We start from the raw sequence: 21,092 nt of genomic DNA on the forward strand, positions 1-21,092 counted from the left end.
CGGAGGTGACCGTGCACCGGCAGACGTCCCTCGCGGCCGACGCCGCCGAGGCCGCCGTGGGCGCGCGGCTGAGGGCGGCGCGGCTCGCGCAGCGCCGCAGCCTCACCGACGTCGCGGCGGCGGCGCGCCTGACCAAGGGGTTCCTCTCCCGGCTCGAGCGCGGGCAGACGAACGCGTCCGTCGCCGCCCTCGTGCGCCTGTGCGACGCCCTGGACATCCCGCCCGGCCGCCTCTTCGAGGCCCCGCCCGTGGGGGAGGTCGTGCGCGCCGGCGCCTACCCGCCGTTCAGCTTCGGCGGCGACGGCCTCGTCGAGCACCTGCTCACCCCCCGCGGGGAGCGGCGCCTGCAGGCGATCATCAGCCAGATCGAGCCGGGCGGCGGCAGCGGCGAGGAGCAGTACGCCCTCACCAGCGACGTCGAGTTCGTCTTCGTCCTGGCCGGCCGGCTCGAGATCACCTTCGAGCACGAGGTGACGCAGCTGGGCCCCGGCGACGCCTTCACCTACCCCCCGGGGACGCGGCACAGCTTCCGGTCGCTGGAGCAGGACGGGCCCACGCGCGTGCTGTGGGTGGTCTCCCCCGCGCTGCGGGACGACGGCGCCGCCGAGCTGCGCTGAGGCCCCGGCGCCGCGCTGCGCGGCCGGGGGCTCCGGCCGCGCGTCGGTAGGGTGGACGGCGGACGCCGCGCCGGGGCGCCGTCCTCCCCACCCGCCGTCCGACCGGGAGCGCCGATGCCGAACTCCGTGGCCGTGGTCACCGGGGCCGCCCGCGGGCTGGGCGCCGCCGTCGCCGCGCACCTCGCCGAGCACGGCTGGGCCGTCGCGGGGATGGACCTGCAGCCCTCGCGCACCGCGCTGCCGCTGCGGGTCGACGTCACGGACGCCGAGGCCCTGGGCGCGGCGGTCACGCGCGCGGAGGGCGAGCTGGGGCCGGTCACGGGCCTGGTCACGGCCGCCGGGGTCTACGAGGCGGTCCCCGTGGGGGAGATCACCGACGCGCAGTGGGAGCGGGTGCTGCGCGTGAACCTCGCCGGCACCGCCAACGCCTGCGCGGCGGTGGTGCCCGGCATGGTCGCGCGCGGGCGCGGCGCGGTCGTCACCGTCTCCTCCGACCTCGGCCTGGGCGGCAGCGAGGGCGACGCGCACTACGCGGCGAGCAAGGGCGCCGTCGTCGGGCTCACCCGCAGCCTCGCGGAGGAGGTCGCCGACGCGGGGGTGCGGGTCAACAGCGTCGCACCCGGCGCGGCGGACACCCCCATGATCGGGCCGGACTCCCCGTGGCGGGCCGCCGCGTTCCTCGACGCGCTGCCGCTGCCGCGCCTGGTGCGCCCCGACGAGGTCGCCGCCGCGTGCCGCTTCCTCCTGGAGGCGCGCGGGGCGTTCGTCGGCCAGGTGCTCAGCCCCAACGCCGGAGCGACGATCTGATGGCCGCGGCGTCCGGCAGCGCCGCCGCGCTCGTCGCGGGCCCGGACGACGCGCTCGCCCGCGCGCTCGTGCAGCGCCTCGGCGCCGGCGGGGCGCGCGTGCGCACCCTCGCCGAGGACGGCGACCCCGCCGCGGCGCTGGCGGACCCGGGCGGGGTGCGCGTGCTCGTCGTGCGCGTCGGGCTCCTGCCCGGCGGGCGCTTCCCCGACGCGGACCCGGCGGCGTGGTTCGAGGCCGTCGACGCCGAGCTGCTGCGCCTGCACCGGCTCGTGCGCGCCGCGCTGCCGGGCCTGCGCGCCTGCGGGGACGGGCGCGTCGTCGTCCTCGGCGCGGGCTGGGACGCCGCGGACCTGCCGCGCTCCACCGCCGCGGGCGCCCTGCACGGCGGCGTCGTGGCGTACGTGAAGACCCTCGCCCGCGAGCTCGGGAGGGACGGCACCTGCGTCAACGAGGTCGTCATCCCCCCCGACGCCGAGGCGGTCGGCGTCGACGACGTCGCGGACGCCGTGGCGCTGCTGGCCGGCCCGCACGGCGGCGCCGTCACGGGCCAGCTGCTGCGGTGCGGCCGCGGTGGCGACCTGCGGCCCTGAGCGCCCGTAGCCTCCTGGCGTGCTGCACCTGCGCGTCATCAGCCCGCCCGCGCTGACCGACGCCGCCGTCGCGGTCCTGGCGGGCCGCTCCTCGTGCACCAACCTCGTCGTCCTGCCCGGCGCGGGGCAGCGCCCGCAGGGCGACCTCGTGCTCGCAGACGTCGCGCGCGAGGGCGCCGACGCGGTGCTGCGCGACCTGCAGGGCCTCGGGCTCGCCGAGCGGGGGTCGATCGCCGTGGAATCGGTGGACCTCTCGCTGTCGGCGGCGGCCGAGCGCGCGCAGGCGCAGGCCCCCGGCCACGGCAGCGACGCGGTGGTGTGGGAGGACCTCGTCGCCCGCACCCGCGAGGAGTCCGCGCTGTCGGGCGCCTACCTGGTCCTCTTCGCGGTCGCCACGGCGCTGGCCGGCGTCGCCGTCCTGACCGACTCGGCGATCCTCGTCATCGGCGCGATGATCGTCGGCCCGGAGTACGGCGCGCTCGCCGCGATCTGCGCGGGCGTCGTCCTGCGGCGCGGGGCCGCGGTGCGCCGGGCGGCCGCGGCGCTGGCGGTCGGCTTCCCCGTGGGCGTCGTCGCCACCGTGCTGTCCACGTGGGGCCTGGACGCCCTCGGGCTCGTCAGCGCCGCCGTCGCGCTGGCGTACGCCGTCAGCGCCGACGCGGCCGCCACCCGGCCCGAGCTCCTCGGCCAGGCGTGGACCTCGGTGGAGCAGCTGCTGCTGAACCTGCTCGGGATCCTGCTCGCGGGCACCCTGACGCTGTGGGCGCAGCAGCGGCTGTGGCGCCGCTGGGGCGGCCGGCCGGCCCGGGCCCGCCGGCGACCCGGCAGCGGCGCGTCCCGGCGCTGAGCGTCACAGGTCCAGCAGCGCCACCGCGCGCACCGGGGCGCCGTCCGCGTGCGCCAGGGCCAGCGGCAGCATGCTCACCAGCGGCTCGCGCACGCCGTCCAGGGCCGCCAGGTTCGTGAGGTTCTCGGCGATGACGCCGCCGGCGCCGAGCACGGCCTCGTGGACGGGCAGGCCCGCGCCGCCGTCGAGGACGGTCTCGTCGGGGTTGAGGGTGTCCACGCCGAGGGTGGGCACGCCCGTGGCGAGGACCCGCTCGGCCGCCTCGGCGTCGAGGTAGGGGTGCTGCAGGTAGCGCTCGGAGCGGAAGTGCACCGACCAGCCGGTGTGCAGCAGCACCATCCGCCCCGGCCCCATCCGCTCCGCGGACGGCTGCAGGTCGGCCCACGTGATGCGCTCGCGCGGGCCGCGGCCGCGCACGTCGACGACGACGGCGGGGCCGGCGAACAGCGCGAGGTCGCACTCGTCGACGCGCGCGCCGTCCGCGACGACGTGGAACGGCGCGTCCACGTGCGTGCCCGTGTGCGTGCCCATCGCCACGTGGGCGACGTTGAACCCGTCGGCGTCCAGGGTGGCCGCCGGGGACGTCGTGAAGACGGGGTCGCCCGGGTAGACCTGGACGGTCTCGTCGAGGCGGTGCGACAGGTCGACGATCCTCATCGCCCCAGTCTCACGCCCGGCCGCCCACCTGCACAGGGCGCCGCGGCGCGCCGTCGACGGGGCCGCGCCCGAGCGCGAGGCCGAGGTAGAGGACGGCGGTGACCGCGAAGACGGGGACCGTGGCCCCGACGGGCAGCGGGCTCACGCTCGTCCAGTAGTAGGCCAGGCCCGCGCCGACGGCGAAGGCGGCGATCGCCTCGGGGTTGACGCCGCCGGAGGACCAGTAGGCGCCGCCGCGCTCCGCGAGCAGGTCCGGCACGGAGTACCGGCGCCGGCGCAGGACGTAGTGGTCCACGACCATGATCGCGAAGACGGGGACGAAGAGGGCGCTGATGAGGAACAGGAAGCCCACGAAGCTGCCGAGGACGCCCTGCCAGAGCGCCCCGAGGATCGAGGTCGCCCCGAGCACGAGCACGACCCGCAGGAAGTCGGCGCGGGGCCGGATGCCCAGGTACGACATGACCATGCCGTAGACCACGAGCGTGTTCGTCGCCATCACGGAGACGACGATGACGAGCGCGAGCGGCAGGCCGAAGCCGGAGACGACCACGGTGGGGTCGAAGCTGACCGCCTCGCCGCCGGTGAGCGCGACGTGGCCGAGGGCCGTGGCCCCCAGCGCCATCGCGATCGTCGTGGACGCCGTGTAGCCGATCGCGGTGCCGAGCACCCCGGCGCGCTGGGAGCGCGCGTGCCGGTTGAAGTCGGCGGACAGCACGGTCCAGGAGATGGCGGTGGCCACGACGACGTCGAAGGCCACGGCCGTCGTCATCACGGCCGGGTCGGCCGGCAGCGAGGCGAAGCCGGACAGGCCGACGTCCGCGAAGGCGGTGACCAGGACGACGGCGGCCACTGCCAGCATCACGACCGCCAGCCACGGCTCCACGCGGGAGATGCCGGCGTGCCCGAACAGGGCGAGGGCCACGACGACCGCCTGGCACAGCACCGAGAACAGCACGGGGCTGGAGAAGCCGGTGGCCTGCTGCACGACGTGGTCCACGGTGATGCCGGCGAGGATCGCCTGCACCCAGCTCCACCCCATGAGCACGACGAGGTTGAACGCCGCGGGCAGGTACCCGCCGCGCCGGCCGAACGAGGCGCGCGCGAGCACCATCGTGGGCAGCCCCGTGCGCGTTCCCATGGCGCCGACGGCGACGAGCACGCTGCCGCCGACGAGGGTGCCGAGGAGGATGACCAGCAGCGCCCGGCCGTAGGGCAGGCCCGGCACGAACAGCGTGCCGGTGAGCAGCGTGGTGACGACCATGTTCGCCGCCAGCCACACCATCGCGGTGCGGCCGAGCGACATCGTGCCGGTGGCGGGCCCGTCGTCCAGGGAGTCCGCGCGGGCGGCGGCGGACAGGCGCTGCCTGAGGCTCATGGGGTGCCTTTCGAGGTGGGCGCTGCGGCGCCGCCCGGCGGGCGGAGGCGGGCGGGGGGCGGGGGGCGGGGTCAGACGGTCGACTGCTGCTGCACCGGCGCCTGCTGCGCGGGCGCGGCCGGCGCCTGCACCCCCGCGGGCGCCGGGCCCTGCGCCACGGCGTCGAACGCCTCGTCGAGCACGTCCAGGCCCTCGAGCAGCAGGTGCTCGGGCATCACGAGCGGCGGCAGGAAGCGCAGGACGTCGCCGTGGGTGCCGGCGGTGAGGACCACCAGGCCGCGGGCGTGGCACGCCTTCGCGACCGCGGACGTCGTCGCCGGGTCGGGCTCGGTGGTGCCGGGGCGCACCAGCTCCACGGCGAGCATCGCGCCGCGCCCGCGCACGTCGCCGACCACCGGGTGCCGCTGCGCCAGGGCGCGCAGCCGCGGCACGAAGACCTCCTCGATCCGGCGGGCCGCGCCCGCGAGGTCCAGCTCGCGCATGGTCTCGATGGACGCCAGGGCCGCGGCGCACGCGACGGGGTTGCCGCCGTAGGTGCCGCCCAGGCCGCCGGTGTGGACGGCGTCCACCACCTCGGCCCGGCCCGTGACCGCGGCCAGCGGCAGGCCGCCGGCGATGCCCTTGGCCGTGACGATCAGGTCCGGGACGACGCCCTCGGCCTCGCACGCGAACCAGGCGCCGGTGCGGCAGAAGCCGGTCTGCACCTCGTCGGCCACGAACAGGGCGCCGGAGCGCCGGCACCACTCGGCCAGGGCCGGCAGGAACCCCGGCGCGGGCACGATGAAGCCGCCCTCGCCCTGCACCGGCTCGACGAGCACGGCGGCGACGCGCTCGGCGCCGACGGCGGACTCGATCGCGGCGATCGCGCGGGCGGCCGCCTGCTCGCCGGTCAGGCCCGGCTCGTCGCGGTAGGGGTAGGACATCGGCACGCGGTGCACGTCGGGCGCGAAGGGCCCGAAGCCGCGCTTGTAGGGCATGTCCTTGGCCGTCAGGGCCATCGTGAGGTTGGTGCGGCCGTGGTAGGCGTGGTCGAAGACGACCACCGCGCTGCGCCCGGTGGCGTGCCGGGCGATCTTCACGGCGTTCTCCACCGCCTCGGCGCCGGAGTTGAACAGCGCCGACTTCTTCGCGTGGTCGCCCGGCGTCAGCTCCGCGAGGCGCTCGCACACCCGCACGTACGGCTCGTACGGGGTGACCATGAAGCAGGTGTGCGTGAAGGCGGCGACCTGCTGCTGCACGGCCTCCACGACGCGCGGGGCGGAGGCGCCGACGGAGGTGACGGCGATGCCGGAGCCGAAGTCGATGAGGGAGTTGCCGTCGACGTCGAGCAGGACGCCGCCCCCGGCGCGCTCGACGAAGACGGGGAAGGTGGTGCCCACGCCGTCGGAGACCGCGGCGCGGCGGCGCTCCAGGAGCTCGCGCGAGCGCGGGCCCGGCAGCTCGGTGAGCAGGCGGCGCTCCTGCGCCAGGTCGCTCGGGCGCGCCAGCGCGCTGGTACCGGTCACGTTCCCTCCAGGCTCGAGGCGCCGGCGGGCGCCGGCACCGGGACGAGCCTGCCACCCCGGGCGGGCGCGGCACGAGGGGCCGGCGCCCCGCGCGGTCGAGGCGCTCAGTCCAGGGGGTCGACGACCCGGTCCCGCACCGCGGGGGCGCCGGTCACCACCGGCATCGAGGAGGGGGCGCGCAGCACGACGCCGCGCCGGCGACGGCGGGCCGCGGCGAGCTGGCGCTCCTGGATCAGGTGGGCGCGCCGGACGGCGCGGGCCACCCGCGAGGCCTCGTCGGGCTCCGCGGGCGGGTCCGCGCCGTCCGGCGCCGTGCCGCGGCTCAGAGCCCCAGCCCCGCCTCGTCGACCTCGCGGTGGAACCGCGTGCCGGCCAGGCCGCCGAGGACGGCCCCGACCGGGCTCGCGGCGGCGGCCACGGCCGCGACGAGACCACCGGTGCCGGCCCCGTCCCCGGGAGCGCCCAGGCCGTCCGCGGTGCTCATGCCGCAGCGCTACCCGCTGCCGCGCCGGTCAACCGGCCGGCAGGTCTCGATCGGATCACGTCCGCAGCGGCCCGCCGCTCACCTCAGGTTGCGGGAGGCGGAGCGCGTCGCGGCGGGGCGCAGCTGGACGTCGACCGGCAGGTCCGGGTCGTCGAGCGCCTGGCGCACGTGCGGCACCGTCTGCTCCTCCAGGTGGTCGCGCACCGCGGCCAGGTCGGCCCGGTCGCTGAGCTCCACCACCAGGGAGAGCCGGTGCGCGCCCTCCCCGTGCAGCGACGCGGACGCGCCGGCGACGCCCCGCACCGCGGAGACCTCGTGCTCGACGGCGTCGGCGACGGCTCCGGCGTGCAGGGTGGTCACCCCGTCGCGCTCGTCCTCGGTCAGGTCGATGCGGCTGGTGCGGTCGGTGCGCAGCTGCGCCGCCAGCCACCGCAGCGCGAGCAGCGCCACGAGCAGGCACACGGCCGCCAGGGCCCACCAGGCCCACGGCTGCGTCGAGAAGAGGTCCCGCAGGGGCTGCCACAGCACGGGGCCGCCGGCGGCCCGGGCCCCGAAGGCGCCGAGGCCGAGGGCGAGCCCCAGGCCGCCGGCGGCGAGCAGCAGCAGGGCGAGCAGGGCCAGCAGCGTGCGGTTGAGGCCGTTGACGCGCTTCATCGGGACTCCTCACGGGTGAGCGAGACCTGCGGGCGCAGGGTGCCCGAGAGGCCGAGCTCCTCGAGCCGCTGGGCGACGTTCGCGGTGACGCGCTGCTGCAGGTCGCCCTCCGAGCGCAGCGCCGTGCGCGCCCGCACGACCGCCTTGCGGCGGCTGACGCGGGCGTCGGCGCGGCTGACGCCCGGCGCGCGGCGCGCCGCCGCGGCGAGGGTGCGCTCGATGCCGCGGCGGGAGGCCGTCACGCGCACACCGGCCGGGGTGCCTCCGCCGCGCGCGGCCAGCGGCAGCGACGAGGGGCGGCCGCGGCGCAGCGCGGCGAGCAGCAGGAGCAGCCCGAGCACGACGAGGCCGGCGAGGACGGCCTGCACCACGGGCTGGTCCCAGGTCCGCTGGTCCAGCCAGCTCGCCCACTGCTCGTGCGGCACGAGCCAGGAGGGCCGCCCCAGCTGGGCGAGCACGACCTCGACGACGGCCAGCAGGCCGCCGAGCAGGAGGGCGAGCGCCAGCAGCGCCGACAGCACGCGGTTGAGGACCGCCACGGGGCTCACCGCACCCTCGGGCCGCGGCGGACGGGGACGTCGAGGCTGGTGACCTCGAGGTCGACGTGGTCGACGCGCACGCCCGTGGTGGCGGCGACCTCCTCGCGCACGACCCGGCGCACCTGGTCGGCGACCGCCCTGACGGACGCGGGCCAGCGCACGGCGACGGTCGCCTCGACGGTGGCGGTGCCGCCGTGGACGGAGGCGCTCACGGACGCCTCGTCCTCGGTGCGGGAGGAGCCGACGTTGACGCCCAGCACGCGGCGCGGCGCGGCGGTGGCCTCGGGAACGAGCGTGACCGCGTACCCGGCCACCCGCTCGACGACCCGGTCGGCCACCTCGAGGGTGCCGCGGTCCGCCGGGGAGGGCAGGTCCGAGGGCAGGTCCTGGGCGAGCTGCAGCGCCGTCCCGGCCGCGGCGCTCACGGCGAGCCGCGGCGGGCGCCGCCGCCGAGGTACTGGGTCAGGTCGAGCTGGCCGGCGGCGACCTTGCCGACGACGTAGCCGACGGCACCGAGCAGGGCGACGCCGCAGAAGGCGTCGAACCCGCCGATGACCCAGGCGATGCCGAGGAGCAGGCCGGTGAGCAGGCCCACCGTGGTGGGGGGCATGGGGAACCTCCGGGAGGAACGGGACGGGGCTCTCAGAGCACCCGGGGCGGACGGCGCCCGCGACCCCGGGCGAGCCGGGGCAGCAGGCGGGAGGAGCGGCGAAGCAGGAGCCGGAGCGGCGGAGCGAGCCGGCGCAGGCCGCGCGGGCGCCGGACGAAGACGACCTCACCGGCGCCGCGCGGGGCCCGCTGGAGCTCCTGCAGGGCCCGGACCAGCTCGGCGGGGTCGCCGCCGAGGTCCGGGTGGTGGGCCCGGAGCAGCGCGCGCCGGCGGCGGCGCTGCTCCGGGTCCTCGGGGGCGGGCACGGCGCTCAGGCCGGGCCGGAGGGCAGCGCCGCCGGCCCGGCCGCGGCGCTCGCGGCCTCCTCGGCGGGCAGCCTCACGTCGGCGACGAGGACGTCGACGGGACGGCCGCCCACGAGCGGCGCGACGGCGGCGCGCACCTGCCCGGCCACCACGGCCGCGGGCACGCCCCAGGCGGCGACGACGGCGACCTCCACGGGCCCCTCGCCGTCCACCCGCACGCCCGCCACGCGGCGGCCGGGCAGGTACGTGGCGACCTGGCGCAGGCCGCCGGAGTGCAGGTCGGCGACGGCCGGGCAGGCGCGCACCGCAGCGGCGACGGCGTCGGCCCGCGCCGCTCCCGCCCCGGTGCGCGCAGGGCTCGTCGGGGTGCTCACCGGACGCGCGCCGGCTCCGGCTGCTGGGCGTCGTCGGTCGGCAGGTGGATGTCGTTGACCGCGATGTTGACCTCGGTCACCTGCAGGCCGGTCATGCCCTCGACCTGGCCGATCACGTTGCGGCGCACCGCGCGGGCGACCTCGGCGATGGACACGCCGTACTCGGTGACCAGGTCGAGGTCGATGGCGGCCTGCCGCTCGCCGACCTCGACGGAGACGCCCTGGCCCGTGGACTGCGAGGAGCCGGGGATGCGCTCGCGCAGGGCGCCGAGCGCGCGGGCGGCGCCGCCGCCCATCTCGTAGACGCCGGCGACCTCGCGGGCCGCCAGGCCGGCGATCTTCTGCACGACGCCGTCGGCGATGGAGGTGCGGCCCTCGCTGGTCTGCAGGCCGGACGGCGCGGCCTGGGCCACGGCGCTCGTCTGGTTGGAGGTGCTGGAGGTGGTGGGGCTGCTCATGGTGCTCTCCTTCGCGGGGTGGACCCGGGTGGACGCGTCCGGGTGGATACGTTCGGGGCGTGCCGCTCCCCTCCGCCGAGCGCGGGACCGACCCGTCGTCGGCGGGCCGCGGGAGCGGTCCACCCCCTTGGACCCCGTCCGGCGCGGATGGTTACAGCCCTCTTCCACCCGATCCGGCGCCCGAGCTCGAGGCCGCCCTCGTCGAGCACGCGCGCGAGGGCGACGAGGACGCGTTCGCGCAGCTCGTGCGCCTGCACCAGGACCGCGCCTACGCGGTGGCGCTGCGGATGACGGGGCGCCCGCAGGACGCCCAGGACGTCGTCCAGGAGGCGCTGCTGTACGCGTGGCGGGGGCTGCCGCGCTACCGCGGGGAGGCCCGCTTCGGCACGTGGCTGATCCGCATCGTCATCAACCGGTGCCACGACCTGCGCCGCCGGGCGCGCGAGGCGCTCCCGCTGCCCGAGGACGACGGCGCGGCGGGCACGGCGCCCGGCGCGGACGCCGTGGTCGTCGCGGCGGGCCGGCGCGACGCGGCGATCGAGGCCATCGCGCGGCTGCCGTTCGACCAGCGGGCCGCCCTGGTGCTGCACACCTTCGGCGGGTGGTCGCACGCGGAGGTGGCGCGCACCCTGGGGACCACGGAGGGAGCGGTCAAGGTCCGGGTGCACCGAGCACGACGGGCCCTGCTGGAGCAGCTGGAGGAGTGGCGGTGAGCGTCGGCGCGGCACCCGGGGAGCAGGAGCGCCTGCCCTGCGGCACGGACCACGAGGAGCTGGTGGCCCAGGTGGTCGACGGCGCCCCGGCGCGCGACCCCGCGCACCAGGGCGCCTGCCCGCACTGCCGGGCGGTGCTGGCGCAGCTGCGCCAGGCATGGGCCCCGGTCCTGCAGCTGCAGCGCGAGCACGTGCGCGCTCCCGCGCAGCTGCTCGCGGACGTCGTGGCGCGCGTGCGGGCGCTGCCGCGCAGCACCTGGTACGCGGTGCTGCCCACCGAGGACGGCGAGACGCGCATCTCCGCGCGCGTGGTCGGCGCGGTGGCGCGGCTGGCCGCGCAGGAGGTCCCGTCGGTCTCCCTGGCGCTCGGGCGCGGCCGCGCGGCCGCCGGGGGGACCGACGGGGCGGCGGGCGCGGACGGCGCGGAGGCGACGCACGTCGGCGTGGCGGGCTCGAGCGTCGTCGTCGACGTGCGCGTCGTCGTCACGATGGGCACGCACCTGCCGAGCGCCGCGCAGCGCGTGCGGGAGGTCGTCACCCGCCGGCTGGCGCAGGTGACGGGCCTGTCGGCCAGCGCGGTCGACGTCACCGTCGTCGACGTCGCCCTCGACGGCTTGGGCGAGGTGCGGGCGGACGATGCTGGGGAGCCCCGTTCCGGGCCCGCCGGGTGAGACGCCTCACACCGCGCTCGCAACGGGGTTCCCCGACGCCGGCACGGGGTATCGCCGCCCTCCGGGCGCACCTGCGCCCGCGGGAGCGACCGCTGGTGGCGGCGGAGAGGACGGGCCCATGGCCAAGCGCATCGCGGTGACGGTCGTCGGAGCGGTGCTGCTGCTCATCGGCGTGGCCCTCATGGTCCTGCCCGGCCCCGGCATCCTGCTCATCGTCGCCGGCCTCGCCGTGCTCGCCTCCGAGTACGCCTGGGCGCGCCGGCTGCTGCGCCGGGCGCGGGCGCGCGCCGAGCAGGCGCAGCGCGCCGCGGTGAGCAGCCCCATGCGCACGGCGGCCAGCGTGGTCTTCGCCCTCGGCATGGTGGGCCTCGGCATCGCGATGCAGGTGGTGCCGGACGTCGCCTGGCCGGTGCGGGACGACCTGCTCGACGCCGTGTGGCGCTCGCTGACCGGCTGGGTGCTCATCGTCACCGGGCTGATCCTGCTGGTCACCACGGCCGTGGCGCTGCGCGACGGGCGCCGCGCCGCCCGGGCCGGAGCGGGCCGCTCCGCCGCGGACGGCGGTGCGCACCAGCCCGTCGGCACCGGCGCGCGCCCGCTCGGCTGAGGCCCGCGCACCCTCACCCACCGCTCACCCACCGCTCACCCACGGCACCCACTGCGTACCTACGCTGGTGGCGTGAGCGCTGAGGACCTGGACGAGGAGACCCTCGCCTTCGCCTCCCGGATGTTCGACCTGGCGCGCTCCGGTGCGGCCGAGGAGCTCGCCGGGTACGTGGACGCCGGCCTGCCGGTGGACCTGACCAACGACAGAGGCGACACCCTCCTGCTGCTCGCGGCCTACCACGCGCACCCGGACGCCGTCCGGGTGCTGCTCGCGCGGGGCGCGGACACCTCCCGGACCAACGACCGCGGCCAGACGCCCCTGGCGGCCGCGGTCTTCCGGCGATCGAGCGAGGTCGTGACCGCCCTGCTGGCGGCCGGGGCGGACCCGGACGCCGGCTCGTCGTCCGCCCGCGAGACCGCCCGCTTCTTCGAGCTGCCCGAGATGGAGGCGCTGCTCCCCCGCGACCCGCGCGGCTGAGGAGCGCTGAGCCTCCCCGCACGGGGTAGTGCCCCCCGCATGACCCCGCTGCTGTCCGCGGCGCTGCCCCGCAGCCCCGCCTCCGCTCGCGAGGCCCGGCGCCTGCTCGACCGGGCCCTGCGCGAGCTGGGCCGGGCAGCGGCGCCGCGGGCGCCCGTCGCGGAGCTGCTCGTCTCGGAGCTGGCCACCAACGCCATCCGCTACGGGTCCGGGGAGAGCTTCGGGTGCACGCTGAGCGCGTCCGGCGACCTGCTGCGCGTGGAGGTCTGCGACGCCAACCCCGCCCTGCCCACGCCCCGGTGCTCGCGGCCCTCGGACGTCGGCGGCCGCGGGCTGGAGCTCGTGGCGATGCTGTCCGCCGACTGGGGCGCCGCACCGGTCGACGGCGGCAAGGTGGTCTGGTGCGAGGTGGCGCTGGACGCTCAGCCCGAGGCCGCGACCGTGAAGGGCAGGGTGCGGGCGACGTCCCCGTTCACGGACAGCACCAGCCCGTAGCCGCCGGGCACCGGCAACGGGGCCACCACGGTGACGGCGAAGCTGGCCGAGGAGCGCCCGGTGCCCTCCAGCTGCTCCGGGCCGGGCTCGAGCAGCCACTCGGCGACCACGGGGATGTCGCCGTCCGGGGTCATCGCCCCCAGGGAGAGCTGCGCGGCGGGCTCGCGGCGCCCCATCCAGACCCGGCCGGCCACGGACAGCACCTGCTGGGCGGGCAGCGCGGGGGCGAGGACGACGGCGCGGTGCGCGCCGACGACGGTGAGGGTCCCGTCCCCGTCGACGCGGGCGAAGTCGGCCAGCACCGCGTAGTCCAGCTCCGCCATGGTGTGCGCAGTCTAGGGGGCGGGTACCAGCACGCCGTGCCGAAGACGACGGACGACCGGCAGGACGGCTCGCGGGAAGACCCGCCCGAGGACCTGCCCAGCACGCTGGAGCGCTCCGACGGGCACGCGCAGCGCACGTTCGCGGCCGCGCGCGCCTCGGCCGAGGAGACCTACCACGACGCCCAGCGCGCCAACCGCGTCGCGTGGGCCGCGGTCGAGCACGGGCACGAGAAGGTCGGCGACCACTGGGAGCCCAAGGAGGGCGGGCGCCGCGGGCCGTCCGACGCCCAGGCCGAGGGCGGGGCCGGCACCGACCGGCCCACGGCCGGCGGCGTGGACGCGGGCGCGACGAAGGCGCACCTGCAGGACGTCGCCCGCCGCCTCGGCGTCCCGGGCCGCTCGCGGATGTCGAAGGAGGAGCTCGTCGAGGCGATCGGACGGGCGAACGACCGGGCGACGCGGCAGGCGCGCGAGCGCTCCTCCTGACCCGGTCCTGAACCGGTCCTGAGCCGCGCCTGGTCCGGTCGGCGGCTCAGTGGCCGAGCATCTCCGGGTCGCCGTCCGGGTCGTCCTCGTCGTCCGGGTCGTCCTGCACCGACGCGGTCTCCGCGACGCCGTCGACCGGTGGCGTGCCGCTCGTGTCGGGCGGGGAGGGCAGGTTGCCGGGGTCGGCGTCCGGGTCGAGCGGGGCGTCGGGCTCGGTGTTCTCGCTCATGCCCCGAACCTGCCACGGGAGGGGTGGCCCCACACCTCGAGCGGGCGCCGGCTCAGCCCTCGACCTCGGTGAGCACGCGGGGCACCTGCGGCAGCAGCTCGCGGGCGAGGAAGCCCAGCGGCCCGACGCCGGCGGCCAGGCGGTCCCCGGCGCGCCCGTGCAGGTGGGCGCCCCAGACCGCCGCCTGGGCCGGCTCCGCCCCGCGGGCGGCCAGGCCCGTGACGATCCCGGCGAGCACGTCGCCGCTGCCGGAGACGCCCAGGCCCGTCCCGCCGGTCCGGTCGCACCAGGTCCGCCCGTCCGGGGCGGCGATCCACGACTCGCCGCCGCCGCACGAGACGACCGCGCCCGCGGCGCGGGCGAGCGCCAGCGCGTGCGCCGCGGGCTCGCGCACCACCGCCTCGCGCTCGACGCCCAGGGTGAGCGCGAGCTCGGTGGGGTTCGGGGTCAGCAGCGCCCGCCCGCGCAGGGAGCCCAGGCCGCTCCCGCCGTCCCGCAGCCGCGCGCCGACCCAGGCGTGCGCGGCGGCGTCGAGGACGACGGTGCCGACGGCGTCCGGGCCCAGCTGCGGGACGAGCGCGTCGAGCAGCTCGCGCACGGCGTCGACGTCCCGAACGCCCGGGCCCAGCAGCACCGCGGAGCTGCCCTGCGCGGCCTCCGCCACCCGCTGCGCGGCGGAGGGCGCGACGTCGCCGTCCGGCGTCTCCGGCAGGGGCAGCACGAGGGCCTCCGGCAGCGCCACGGCCACCGCCCGGGCCACCGAGGCGGCCGTGGCGACCTGCAGCTTGCCCGCGCCGGAGCGCAGGGCCGCCTCGGCCGCCAGCATCACCGCGCCCGGGGTCTGGTCGCTGCCGCCGACGACGAGGACCCTGCCGCGCGCGTCCTTGCCGACGCCCGGCGGCGGAAGGCGCCAGGCCCGCAGGACCGCCGGGGTGACGGGGGTGGCGCTGGCGGGCGCGGCGCCCTCAGGCGGGGGTGGCGACGTCGGCATCGGGCTCCTCGGTGACGGCCTCGGCGGAGCGGTCCACCGCCGTGGTGTCGGCGTACGCCTCCAGCACCACCCCGGCGGGCGTGCGGGCGTAGCGCGTGACGGCGCAGTTGGCCTGCGGGGTGATCGCGTCGACCTCGAGCGCCGTGGCCTCGTCGAGGCCCTCGAGGACGATGCGGAAGGACATGATCACCGCCTGGTGCGCGACGAGGAGCAGGCGCTCGCCGTCGTGCTGCGGCAGGGTCAGCCCGACGGCGCTGCGCACCCGCAGCGCGACGTCGGCCCAGCTCTCCCCGCCCGACGGGCGGTACCACATCTTGCCCACGCGGCGCCGGCGCTCGGCCTCGGCGGGGAGGTCCTCGCGGACGCCGCGGCCGGTCAGGCCGTCGAGGACGCCCAGGTCGCGCTCGCGCAGCCGCTCGTCGCTGCTGACGGGCACCCGCAGGCCGCTCGCGCGCAGCACGCCCTCGGTCGTCTCGACCGCGCGGCGGTACGGCGAGGTGATCACGGCGGTGGGCCGCTCGGCCTCGGGCAGGTCGGCGATCCAGCGACCCACGGCCTCGGCCTGGCGGCGCCCGCGCGGCGTCAGGGGCACGTCGGCGTCGCGCAGCGCCAGCTCCAGGCGCGCGGCGCCGGCGCGGTGGGCGGCCGCGCTGGCCACGTTGCCCTCGCTCTCCCCGTGCCGCAGCAGCCACAGCGCGGCGGGGAAGGGGGCCCCGGCGCGGACGGCGGGCGCCGGGGCCAGGGAGCTGACGGGCCGGTCGGCGTCCATGGCCCGGGACGCTAGCCGAGCCCCTCGGCAGCGGCTCGGGGTGCCGCCGGCAGGGTGTCGCGAGCGCTGCGGACGGGGGGAGGCGCGGGGGTGCGGGTGGCCGCGCCGGCCCGGGAGCGCCAGGATTCGGCCCGTGAAGCGATCCGCAGACCGAGCCGCCGACCGCGCCGCCCGCCGCGCCGCCGACCTGGCCGCCGCCCGCGCCGCCGAGCGGGAGGCCGAGCGCGAGGCGGCGCGCGAAGCCGGCCGCGCCGCCATCGCCGCCTACCTGGCCGACCGGGCCGACCGGGCCGCTCGCCGCGGCGCCGGCTGGGGCGCCGACGGGGACGCCGACGGGGGTCCCGAGCGGGCTGCGGGCCGCTCGGCCTCCCGCGCGGCGCGCGCCGCCGAGCGGGCGGACCGCGCCGCGCGCAGCGCCGTGGATGCCACCGCCGAACGCCTCGAGCGCCTCGAGGAGAGCGGGAGCGAGGACCGGGAGGGCGAGGAGCGCCGCGGCTCCGGCGGCCTGCTGCCGCTCGCGCTCGGGCTGGGGGCCGGCGTGCTCGCGGCCGTGGCGCTCGCCGCGCGCTCGCGCCTGCCGCAGCCGCTGCCGGCGAACCCGACCGGCCGCGTCGGGGAGCCGGGGCCGCAGTGGACCGTCGAGGAGTCGGTGGTGATCCACCAGCCCGCCGGCACGATCGCCGCGCACCTGCACGAGCACGGCGGCCTGCCTGGCCTGCGCGGCCCCCTCGACGGCCCGCCCATGGACCGGATCGACTGGGAGGTGCCCGGCGAGGGCCTGTGGCGCGTCGTCGTCCACGGCCTGCCCGGCGCCGACCACACCGAGGTGTCGCTGTCCTTCGCGCCGCAGGCCCCGGAGCCCGACGAGCGCCTCCGTGCCGCGGTGGCCACGCTGGCCGGCGCGAACCACGCCGTGCGGGCCCGGGCTCGGGAGGCCCTCGAGGACCTCAGGCGCACCCTGGAGCGCCGCGGCACGAGCCGGCGTCCCGGCGAGCGCTGAGCCGCCCGGCCCGCGGGCCCGCGCCGTCCCCGGGCCCCTTCTTTTGACTCGTTCCAGAGAACGGGGTCGAATGGGGGCGTGGCCACCTCCTCGCCGGACGCCGACGCGCTGCGCGCGGCCGGGCTGAGGGTCACGCGCCCCCGGCTGGCCGTGCTGGCGACGCTGCGCGAGGCCCGCTCCCGCGGCGAGCACCTCGCCGCCGCCGACGTGGCCGCGAGGGCCCGCCGGCGGATCGGCGCGCTCTCGACCCAGGCCGCCTACGACTGCCTGGACGCCCTCGTCGGCGCGGGCCTGGCCCGCCGCACCCGCCCGGCCGACGCCGCGAGCGCGACGTACGAGGCGCGCGTCGGCGACAACCACCACCACCTGGTCTGCCGCCGCTGCGGCACGACGGCGGACGTCGACTGCACCGTCGGCGCCGCGCCCTGCCTGCTGCCCGCGCCCGCCGCGCTGCCGCCCGGCTTCGTCCTCGACGAGGCCGAGGTGACGTTCTGGGGCACATGCGCCGCCTGCGCGCCACCCGCTGCCGCCCCGCCGGGCGACCCGACCAGCCAGACCCCCGCCCACCGCACCAGCCAGGAGGAGACCCGTGACTGACGTCGCCAGCCAGCCGCCCGCCGAGGGCGATCCGCGCCGCGTGCTGACCAACCGCCAGGGCCACCCGGTCTACGACAACCAGAACCAGCGCACGGTCGGGGCCCGCGGCCCGGCGACCCTGGAGAACTACCAGTTCCTGGAGAAGATCAGCCACTTCGACCGCGAGCGGATCCCCGAGCGCGTCGTCCACGCGCGCGGCTTCGTCGCGTACGGCTACTTCGAGGCCACCGGGCAGTGGGGCGACGAGCCGATCGAGCGCTACACCCGCGCGAAGCTGTTCGACACCCCCGGCAAGCGCACCGACCTCGCGATCCGCTTCTCCAGCGTCATCGGCGGCCGCGACTCCTCCGAGGCCGCCCGCGACCCGCGCGGCTTCGCGATCAAGTTCTACACCGAGGACGGCAACTGGGACCTCGTCGGCAACAACCTCGGCGTCTTCTTCATCCGCGACGCCATCAAGTTCCCCGACGTCATCCACTCCCTCAAGCCGGACCCGGTCACCTTCCGCCAGGAGCCCGCGCGCATCTTCGACTTCATGTCGCAGACGCCCGAGGCGATGCACATGCTGGTGAACCTGTTCAGCCCCCGCGGCATCCCGGCGAACTACCGCACCCAGCAGGGCTTCGGCGTCAACACCTACAAGTGGGTCAACGCCGAGGGCGAGACCAAGCTCGTCAAGTACCACTGGATGCCCAGGCAGGGCGTGAAGTCCCTGACCGAGGAGGACGCCGCCAACATCCAGGCGACCGACCTCGGGCACGCCTCCAAGGACCTCTACGAGGCCATCGAGCGCGGCGACTTCCCCGAGTGGGACCTGGTCGTGCAGCTGATGGACGACCACGACCACCCCGAGCTGGACTTCGACCCGCTCGACGACACCAAGCTGTGGCCGGAGAACGAGTTCCCGCCGAAGAAGGTCGGCACGATGGTGCTGGACCGCAACGTGCGCCACCACTTCGCCGAGAACGAGCAGATCGCCTTCGGCACCGGCGTCCTCGTCGACGGCCTGGACTTCTCCGACGACAAGATGCTCGTGGGCCGCACGTTCTCCTACTCCGACACGCAGCGCTACCGCGTCGGGCCGAACTACCTGCAGCTGCCGGTGAACCGGGCGAAGAACGCCCGCGTGGCCACCAACCAGCAGGGCGGCCAGATGATGTACTCCGTCGACGACCCGGGCGAGAACCCGCACGTGAACTACGAGCCGTCGATCACGGGCGGGCTGCGCGAGGCGCAGTACCCGACGCACGACGAGCAGGGCCCCGTCATCACCGGCCGGCTCACCCGCAAGCGGATCCCGCGCACGAACGACTACACCCAGGCCGGCCAGCGGTTCCTGCTCATGGAGCCGTGGGAGCAGGACGACCTGGTGGCGAACCTCGTCGCCAACATCTCCCAGGCCGTCCGGCCGGTGCAGGAGCGCATGGTCTGGCACTTCTTCATGTGCGAGGACTCCCTGGGCCAGCGCGTCGGCGAGGGCCTGGGCATCTCCGCGGACGACGTCCGGCACCTGCCGCCGCTGGCGAGCCAGACGCTGTCCGAGGCCGAGCTCGAGCGCGCCGCGAACCTCGGCAAGAACGGCCCCCGGGACGTCGAGGGCCTGCAGATGACGCACTGCGTGCCGAACGAGCACGTCGTCGTGACCCGCTGACCGCGCGCCCGCGCCCGCCGGCGCGGCCGGCACCGCAGGGCCCCGTCCTCCTCGGAGGGCGGGGCCCTGCGCCGTCCGCCCCCTCGCGCTCACTCCCGCCTCTCCTCCGTGATCTTGCGCCTCCGGACCGGACCTGGTCCGGAGGCGCAAGATCACGGAGGAGGGGAAGCGGGTCAGGCGGCGGGGCGGAAGGTCGGGGCGATCCGGTCGAACAGCGCCCGGTCCTCCTCCCACGCCCCCTCGCGCCCGGAGAAGTACAGCGCGTACGCCTGCGCGTCGTCGACGAGCAGGTTGCGGTTGACCACGCGCGTGCTCTGCCCGTGGCGGAACTCCCACTCGGCGCCGTCCTGGTACCCCTCGAGGGCGATGCGCTCGAGGCGGATCCGCTCGTAGCCGTCGAGGCGCTCGGCGACGCTCGGCTCCTGGGCCCGCCAGTCCGCCAGCGCGTCGGGCTGCGGGGTGTCGGTCTGGTCGACGAGCAGGTAGCGGGAGGTGTCGGGGTCGCGGAAGTACACCCGGGGCCCCTCCCGCTCCGCCTGCCAGCCGGCGGGCACCGCGACGCGGAAGCCGGTCTCGTCGGTGTACGGCTCGAAGCCGTCGGGCACCTCCGCAACGGGCGTGGAGAGCTCCTCGACCGGGGACGACGCGGCGGACGGCGCTCCCGAGGACGGCGCCGCGGCCGACGGGGCCGACGGGGCCGTCGGCGCGACAGGAGCGGCCTGCGCCGGCTGCTCCTGCGAGGCGCTCGAGGTGGCCGCCGGCTCCTGCGGCGCCGCGCTGGACGCCGGCGCGGACGGCGCCGCGCCGGCGGTGTCCCGCTCGTCGTCGGCGAGCAGCGAGGCGCCGAGCACGGCGCCCAGAGCCAGCACCCCGGCGCCCGCGGCGAGCAGCGCGCCGCGCCGCCCGGTCCGTCCGGGACGCTCGGGTCGACCGGCGGGCCCGGGTCGTCCGGCGGGCTCGGGGCTCGCGGGGCGGGACGGCGGGGGCGGCGGGGGCGTCCAGCGCGGCGGTGGCGCCGCGGCGCCGGTCGCTGCGGCCCCGGTCGCCCGAGCCCCGGTCGCTGCGGCCTCCGCCTGCCTGGCGGCGGGCGCTGCGGCGACGTCGCCCGTCCACCGCGCGGCGCGCTCGAGCAGGGGGCGCGCCTGCGCCGCGGTCAGGCGCTCGTCGGGGTCCTTGCGCAGCAGCCCCTCGATCACGGGCGCCAGCGGGCCCGCGCGCGGGGCGGGCGGCACGTCGTCGGCGACCACCGCGGTGAGCACGGCCAGCGCGCCGGGCCCGTCGAAGGGGGGCCGGCCCTCCACGGCGGCGTAGAGGGTGGCCCCGAGCCCCCACAGGTCGGACGCCGGCCGGGCGGGCCCGCCGTGCGCCCGCTCCGGCGCCAGGTACGCGGGCGAGCCGAGGACGACGCCGACCTCCGTCAGCGCCGCCTCACCGGGGGCCTGGGCGATGCCGAAGTCCGCGAGCACCACCCGGCCCCCGGGGCCGCGCATGACGTTGCCCGGCTTGACGTCGCGGTGCAGCACCCCGACCGCGTGGGCGGCCTCCAGGGCGTCGAGCACCCCGAGCCCGATGCGCGCGGCCTCCTGCGGCGGCAGCGAGCCGCGCTCGTCGATGACGTCGGCGAGCGTGAGCTCCTCGAGGCGCTCCATGACGATCCACGTGCGCTCGCCCTCCTCGACGACGTCGTAGACCGTCATCACGGCGGGCGAGGCGATGGCCGCCGCGGCGCGCGCCTCGCGGCGGGTGCGCTCGACGACCACCGCCCGCTCCTGCGCCGGCAGGCCCGCCGGCGGGAGGACCTCCTTGAGGGCGACGTCGCGGCGCAGGACGTCGTCCCGGGCGGCCCACACGGTGCCCATGCCCCCGGAGCCCAGGCGCGAGGAGATCCGGTAGCGCCCCGCGACCACGCGTCCGGCGCCCTCGGTGACCACCCTGCATGCAAGCACCCGCCGCGCCGCGGTGCACATCGGCCCACGGGGACCGCCGCGGGACCGGCGGGGTCGTGCGCAGGACGGGCGGCAGGAGCACTCAGGAGCCGTCTTCGGGCCCGGTTCGCACGCAGGAGCGGCCCGGAGGCGTAGCGTTCCCGCCGTGCTGGTGAGCGAGCGCGTGTACGCGTCGCTGCGCGACGAGGTCGTCGCGGGCCACCCGCTGCCCGGCGACGACCTCGGCGGGGTCGAGCAGCCGTCCACCTGCGGGCGAGCCTGCGCAGCGTCCTCGCCGGCCTGCGCCGCGCCGAGCCCGGGACGACGCCCCCGCCC

Annotated in this window: 30 protein-coding genes; 13 read left to right on the top strand and 17 right to left on the bottom strand. The window is 77.8% G+C overall.

Going from position 1 to position 21,092, the window contains the following annotated elements:
• Positions 1-11 precede the first annotated feature (11 nt).
• From BLS82_RS14285 to BLS82_RS14300, 4 genes are all read left to right on the top strand, one after another.
• On the top strand, positions 12-617 hold the full coding sequence (locus tag BLS82_RS14285; RefSeq protein ID WP_255378361.1) for a helix-turn-helix domain-containing protein: 606 nt from the start codon (positions 12-14) through the stop codon (positions 615-617).
• Positions 618-731: 114 nt separating this feature from the next.
• Positions 732-1,424 (top strand): SDR family NAD(P)-dependent oxidoreductase, encoded by a 693-nt coding sequence (locus BLS82_RS14290; RefSeq protein WP_092867226.1) that lies wholly within the window; start codon positions 732-734, stop codon positions 1,422-1,424.
• A complete protein-coding gene (locus BLS82_RS14295) occupies positions 1,424-2,014 on the top strand; it encodes an SDR family oxidoreductase (protein ID WP_092867228.1) in 591 nt (196 codons plus the stop codon). Before BLS82_RS14290 ends, BLS82_RS14295 begins: the two co-directional genes overlap by 1 nt.
• Before the next feature lie 19 nt (positions 2,015-2,033).
• Positions 2,034-2,861, top strand: coding sequence for a DUF389 domain-containing protein (locus BLS82_RS14300; protein WP_092867230.1), 828 nt, complete (start codon positions 2,034-2,036; stop codon positions 2,859-2,861).
• Between the two features lie 3 nt (positions 2,862-2,864).
• Here BLS82_RS14300 and BLS82_RS14305 read toward each other — a convergent pair whose 3' ends face one another.
• From BLS82_RS14305 to BLS82_RS14350, 12 genes are all read right to left on the bottom strand, one after another.
• Positions 2,865-3,518: a cyclase family protein gene (locus BLS82_RS14305; protein ID WP_092867232.1), complete on the bottom strand. Its 654-nt coding sequence runs from the start codon at positions 3,516-3,518 to the stop codon at positions 2,865-2,867.
• Between the two features lie 10 nt (positions 3,519-3,528).
• The gene (locus BLS82_RS14310; RefSeq protein ID WP_092867234.1) at positions 3,529-4,893 is read right to left on the bottom strand and encodes a purine-cytosine permease family protein; all 1,365 of its coding nucleotides are present in this window, start codon (positions 4,891-4,893) and stop codon (positions 3,529-3,531) included.
• 71 nt (positions 4,894-4,964) lie between these two features.
• Positions 4,965-6,398: a 4-aminobutyrate--2-oxoglutarate transaminase gene (gabT, locus tag BLS82_RS14315; protein ID WP_092867236.1), complete on the bottom strand. Its 1,434-nt coding sequence runs from the start codon at positions 6,396-6,398 to the stop codon at positions 4,965-4,967.
• 104 nt (positions 6,399-6,502) lie between these two features.
• Positions 6,503-6,661, bottom strand: coding sequence for a hypothetical protein (locus BLS82_RS15870; protein WP_176819124.1), 159 nt, complete (start codon positions 6,659-6,661; stop codon positions 6,503-6,505).
• A gap of 59 nt (positions 6,662-6,720) precedes the next feature.
• Positions 6,721-6,882, bottom strand: a complete 162-nt coding sequence (locus tag BLS82_RS15875; protein WP_176819115.1) for a hypothetical protein — start codon at positions 6,880-6,882, stop codon at positions 6,721-6,723.
• Positions 6,883-6,960: 78 nt separating this feature from the next.
• On the bottom strand, positions 6,961-7,536 hold the full coding sequence (amaP, locus tag BLS82_RS14320; RefSeq protein WP_092867238.1) for an alkaline shock response membrane anchor protein AmaP: 576 nt from the start codon (positions 7,534-7,536) through the stop codon (positions 6,961-6,963).
• The gene (locus BLS82_RS14325) at positions 7,533-8,084 is read right to left on the bottom strand and encodes a DUF6286 domain-containing protein (RefSeq protein WP_218123972.1); all 552 of its coding nucleotides are present in this window, start codon (positions 8,082-8,084) and stop codon (positions 7,533-7,535) included. The genes amaP and BLS82_RS14325 overlap by 4 nt, the downstream gene beginning before the upstream one ends.
• On the bottom strand, positions 8,081-8,500 hold the full coding sequence (locus BLS82_RS14330) for an Asp23/Gls24 family envelope stress response protein (protein WP_092867240.1): 420 nt from the start codon (positions 8,498-8,500) through the stop codon (positions 8,081-8,083). Before BLS82_RS14330 ends, BLS82_RS14325 begins: the two co-directional genes overlap by 4 nt.
• Entirely contained in the window at positions 8,497-8,685 is a 189-nt protein-coding gene (locus BLS82_RS14335; RefSeq protein WP_092867242.1) for a hypothetical protein, read from the bottom strand. Before BLS82_RS14335 ends, BLS82_RS14330 begins: the two co-directional genes overlap by 4 nt.
• Before the next feature lie 32 nt (positions 8,686-8,717).
• A complete protein-coding gene (locus BLS82_RS14340) occupies positions 8,718-8,990 on the bottom strand; it encodes a hypothetical protein (RefSeq protein ID WP_176819125.1) in 273 nt (90 codons plus the stop codon).
• A gap of 5 nt (positions 8,991-8,995) precedes the next feature.
• The gene (locus BLS82_RS14345) at positions 8,996-9,364 is read right to left on the bottom strand and encodes a hypothetical protein (RefSeq protein WP_092867244.1); all 369 of its coding nucleotides are present in this window, start codon (positions 9,362-9,364) and stop codon (positions 8,996-8,998) included.
• The gene (locus BLS82_RS14350) at positions 9,361-9,822 is read right to left on the bottom strand and encodes an Asp23/Gls24 family envelope stress response protein (protein ID WP_092867246.1); all 462 of its coding nucleotides are present in this window, start codon (positions 9,820-9,822) and stop codon (positions 9,361-9,363) included. Before BLS82_RS14350 ends, BLS82_RS14345 begins: the two co-directional genes overlap by 4 nt.
• 59 nt (positions 9,823-9,881) lie before the next feature.
• Here BLS82_RS14350 and BLS82_RS14355 point away from each other — a divergent pair, with 59 nt between their 5' ends.
• From BLS82_RS14355 to BLS82_RS14375, 5 genes are all read left to right on the top strand, one after another.
• Positions 9,882-10,535, top strand: coding sequence for an RNA polymerase sigma factor (locus BLS82_RS14355; protein WP_092867248.1), 654 nt, complete (start codon positions 9,882-9,884; stop codon positions 10,533-10,535).
• The gene (locus BLS82_RS14360) at positions 10,532-11,206 is read left to right on the top strand and encodes an Asp23/Gls24 family envelope stress response protein (protein ID WP_176819126.1); all 675 of its coding nucleotides are present in this window, start codon (positions 10,532-10,534) and stop codon (positions 11,204-11,206) included. The genes BLS82_RS14355 and BLS82_RS14360 overlap by 4 nt, the downstream gene beginning before the upstream one ends.
• A 118-nt stretch (positions 11,207-11,324) precedes the next feature.
• Positions 11,325-11,813, top strand: coding sequence for a PGPGW domain-containing protein (locus BLS82_RS14365; RefSeq protein ID WP_176819127.1), 489 nt, complete (start codon positions 11,325-11,327; stop codon positions 11,811-11,813).
• A 120-nt stretch (positions 11,814-11,933) separates the two neighbouring features.
• Complete coding sequence (locus BLS82_RS14370) at positions 11,934-12,290, top strand: ankyrin repeat domain-containing protein (RefSeq protein ID WP_092867504.1); 357 nt, start codon at positions 11,934-11,936, stop codon at positions 12,288-12,290.
• 39 nt (positions 12,291-12,329) lie between these two features.
• The gene (locus BLS82_RS14375; RefSeq protein WP_092867254.1) at positions 12,330-12,785 is read left to right on the top strand and encodes an ATP-binding protein; all 456 of its coding nucleotides are present in this window, start codon (positions 12,330-12,332) and stop codon (positions 12,783-12,785) included.
• Here the strand turns inward: BLS82_RS14375 and BLS82_RS14380 are convergent.
• Positions 12,713-13,108: a DUF6941 family protein gene (locus BLS82_RS14380; protein ID WP_092867256.1), complete on the bottom strand. Its 396-nt coding sequence runs from the start codon at positions 13,106-13,108 to the stop codon at positions 12,713-12,715. The genes BLS82_RS14375 and BLS82_RS14380 overlap by 73 nt on opposite strands.
• A 36-nt stretch (positions 13,109-13,144) precedes the next feature.
• Here BLS82_RS14380 and BLS82_RS14385 point away from each other — a divergent pair, with 36 nt between their 5' ends.
• Complete coding sequence (locus tag BLS82_RS14385) at positions 13,145-13,594, top strand: ChaB family protein (protein ID WP_092867258.1); 450 nt, start codon at positions 13,145-13,147, stop codon at positions 13,592-13,594.
• 46 nt (positions 13,595-13,640) lie between these two features.
• Here BLS82_RS14385 and BLS82_RS14390 read toward each other — a convergent pair whose 3' ends face one another.
• The 3 genes from BLS82_RS14390 to BLS82_RS14400 are packed head-to-tail and all read right to left on the bottom strand — an operon-like array spanning position 13,641 to position 15,583.
• Positions 13,641-13,823, bottom strand: a complete 183-nt coding sequence (locus tag BLS82_RS14390) for a hypothetical protein (protein WP_092867260.1) — start codon at positions 13,821-13,823, stop codon at positions 13,641-13,643.
• 52 nt (positions 13,824-13,875) lie between these two features.
• Complete coding sequence (locus BLS82_RS14395; protein WP_092867262.1) at positions 13,876-14,814, bottom strand: NAD(P)H-hydrate dehydratase; 939 nt, start codon at positions 14,812-14,814, stop codon at positions 13,876-13,878.
• Entirely contained in the window at positions 14,789-15,583 is a 795-nt protein-coding gene (locus BLS82_RS14400) for a histidine phosphatase family protein (protein WP_092867264.1), read from the bottom strand. Before BLS82_RS14400 ends, BLS82_RS14395 begins: the two co-directional genes overlap by 26 nt.
• Positions 15,584-15,716: 133 nt before the next feature.
• Here BLS82_RS14400 and BLS82_RS14405 point away from each other — a divergent pair, with 133 nt between their 5' ends.
• From BLS82_RS14405 to BLS82_RS14415, 3 genes are all read left to right on the top strand, one after another.
• Positions 15,717-16,583 carry a hypothetical protein gene (locus tag BLS82_RS14405; protein WP_092867266.1) on the top strand — a complete coding sequence of 289 codons (867 nt, stop codon included), beginning with the start codon at positions 15,717-15,719 and terminating at the stop codon, positions 16,581-16,583.
• Between the two features lie 78 nt (positions 16,584-16,661).
• Entirely contained in the window at positions 16,662-17,180 is a 519-nt protein-coding gene (locus BLS82_RS14410; RefSeq protein ID WP_092867268.1) for a Fur family transcriptional regulator, read from the top strand.
• A complete protein-coding gene (locus BLS82_RS14415; RefSeq protein ID WP_092867270.1) occupies positions 17,173-18,831 on the top strand; it encodes a catalase in 1,659 nt (552 codons plus the stop codon). Before BLS82_RS14410 ends, BLS82_RS14415 begins: the two co-directional genes overlap by 8 nt.
• A gap of 173 nt (positions 18,832-19,004) precedes the next feature.
• On the opposite strand, the gene BLS82_RS14420 is transcribed toward BLS82_RS14415, so the two are convergent.
• On the bottom strand, positions 19,005-20,762 hold the full coding sequence (locus tag BLS82_RS14420; RefSeq protein ID WP_176819128.1) for a serine/threonine-protein kinase: 1,758 nt from the start codon (positions 20,760-20,762) through the stop codon (positions 19,005-19,007).
• Between the last annotated feature and the right edge of the window lie 330 nt (positions 20,763-21,092).

The organism is Quadrisphaera sp. DSM 44207 (genome assembly GCF_900101335.1).
Taxonomy (GTDB): domain Bacteria; phylum Actinomycetota; class Actinomycetes; order Actinomycetales; family Quadrisphaeraceae; genus DSM-44207.

Coding starts and splice junctions, on each gene's coding strand:
- BLS82_RS14290 (WP_092867226.1), top strand. CDS start 732: ATGCCGAACTCCGTGGCCGTGGTCACCGGGGCCGCCCGCGGGCTGGGC.
- BLS82_RS14295 (WP_092867228.1), top strand. CDS start 1,424: ATGGCCGCGGCGTCCGGCAGCGCCGCCGCGCTCGTCGCGGGCCCGGAC.
- BLS82_RS14305 (WP_092867232.1), bottom strand. CDS start 3,518: ATGAGGATCGTCGACCTGTCGCACCGCCTCGACGAGACCGTCCAGGTC.
- BLS82_RS14310 (WP_092867234.1), bottom strand. CDS start 4,893: ATGAGCCTCAGGCAGCGCCTGTCCGCCGCCGCCCGCGCGGACTCCCTG.
- BLS82_RS15875 (WP_176819115.1), bottom strand. CDS start 6,882: ATGAGCACCGCGGACGGCCTGGGCGCTCCCGGGGACGGGGCCGGCACC.
- amaP (WP_092867238.1), bottom strand. CDS start 7,536: ATGAAGCGCGTCAACGGCCTCAACCGCACGCTGCTGGCCCTGCTCGCC.
- BLS82_RS14335 (WP_092867242.1), bottom strand. CDS start 8,685: ATGCCCCCCACCACGGTGGGCCTGCTCACCGGCCTGCTCCTCGGCATC.
- BLS82_RS14350 (WP_092867246.1), bottom strand. CDS start 9,822: ATGAGCAGCCCCACCACCTCCAGCACCTCCAACCAGACGAGCGCCGTG.
- BLS82_RS14365 (WP_176819127.1), top strand. CDS start 11,325: ATGGCCAAGCGCATCGCGGTGACGGTCGTCGGAGCGGTGCTGCTGCTC.
- BLS82_RS14370 (WP_092867504.1), top strand. CDS start 11,934: ATGTTCGACCTGGCGCGCTCCGGTGCGGCCGAGGAGCTCGCCGGGTAC.
- BLS82_RS14375 (WP_092867254.1), top strand. CDS start 12,330: ATGACCCCGCTGCTGTCCGCGGCGCTGCCCCGCAGCCCCGCCTCCGCT.
- BLS82_RS14380 (WP_092867256.1), bottom strand. CDS start 13,108: ATGGCGGAGCTGGACTACGCGGTGCTGGCCGACTTCGCCCGCGTCGAC.
- BLS82_RS14390 (WP_092867260.1), bottom strand. CDS start 13,823: ATGAGCGAGAACACCGAGCCCGACGCCCCGCTCGACCCGGACGCCGAC.
- BLS82_RS14395 (WP_092867262.1), bottom strand. CDS start 14,814: ATGCCGACGTCGCCACCCCCGCCTGAGGGCGCCGCGCCCGCCAGCGCC.
- BLS82_RS14400 (WP_092867264.1), bottom strand. CDS start 15,583: ATGGACGCCGACCGGCCCGTCAGCTCCCTGGCCCCGGCGCCCGCCGTC.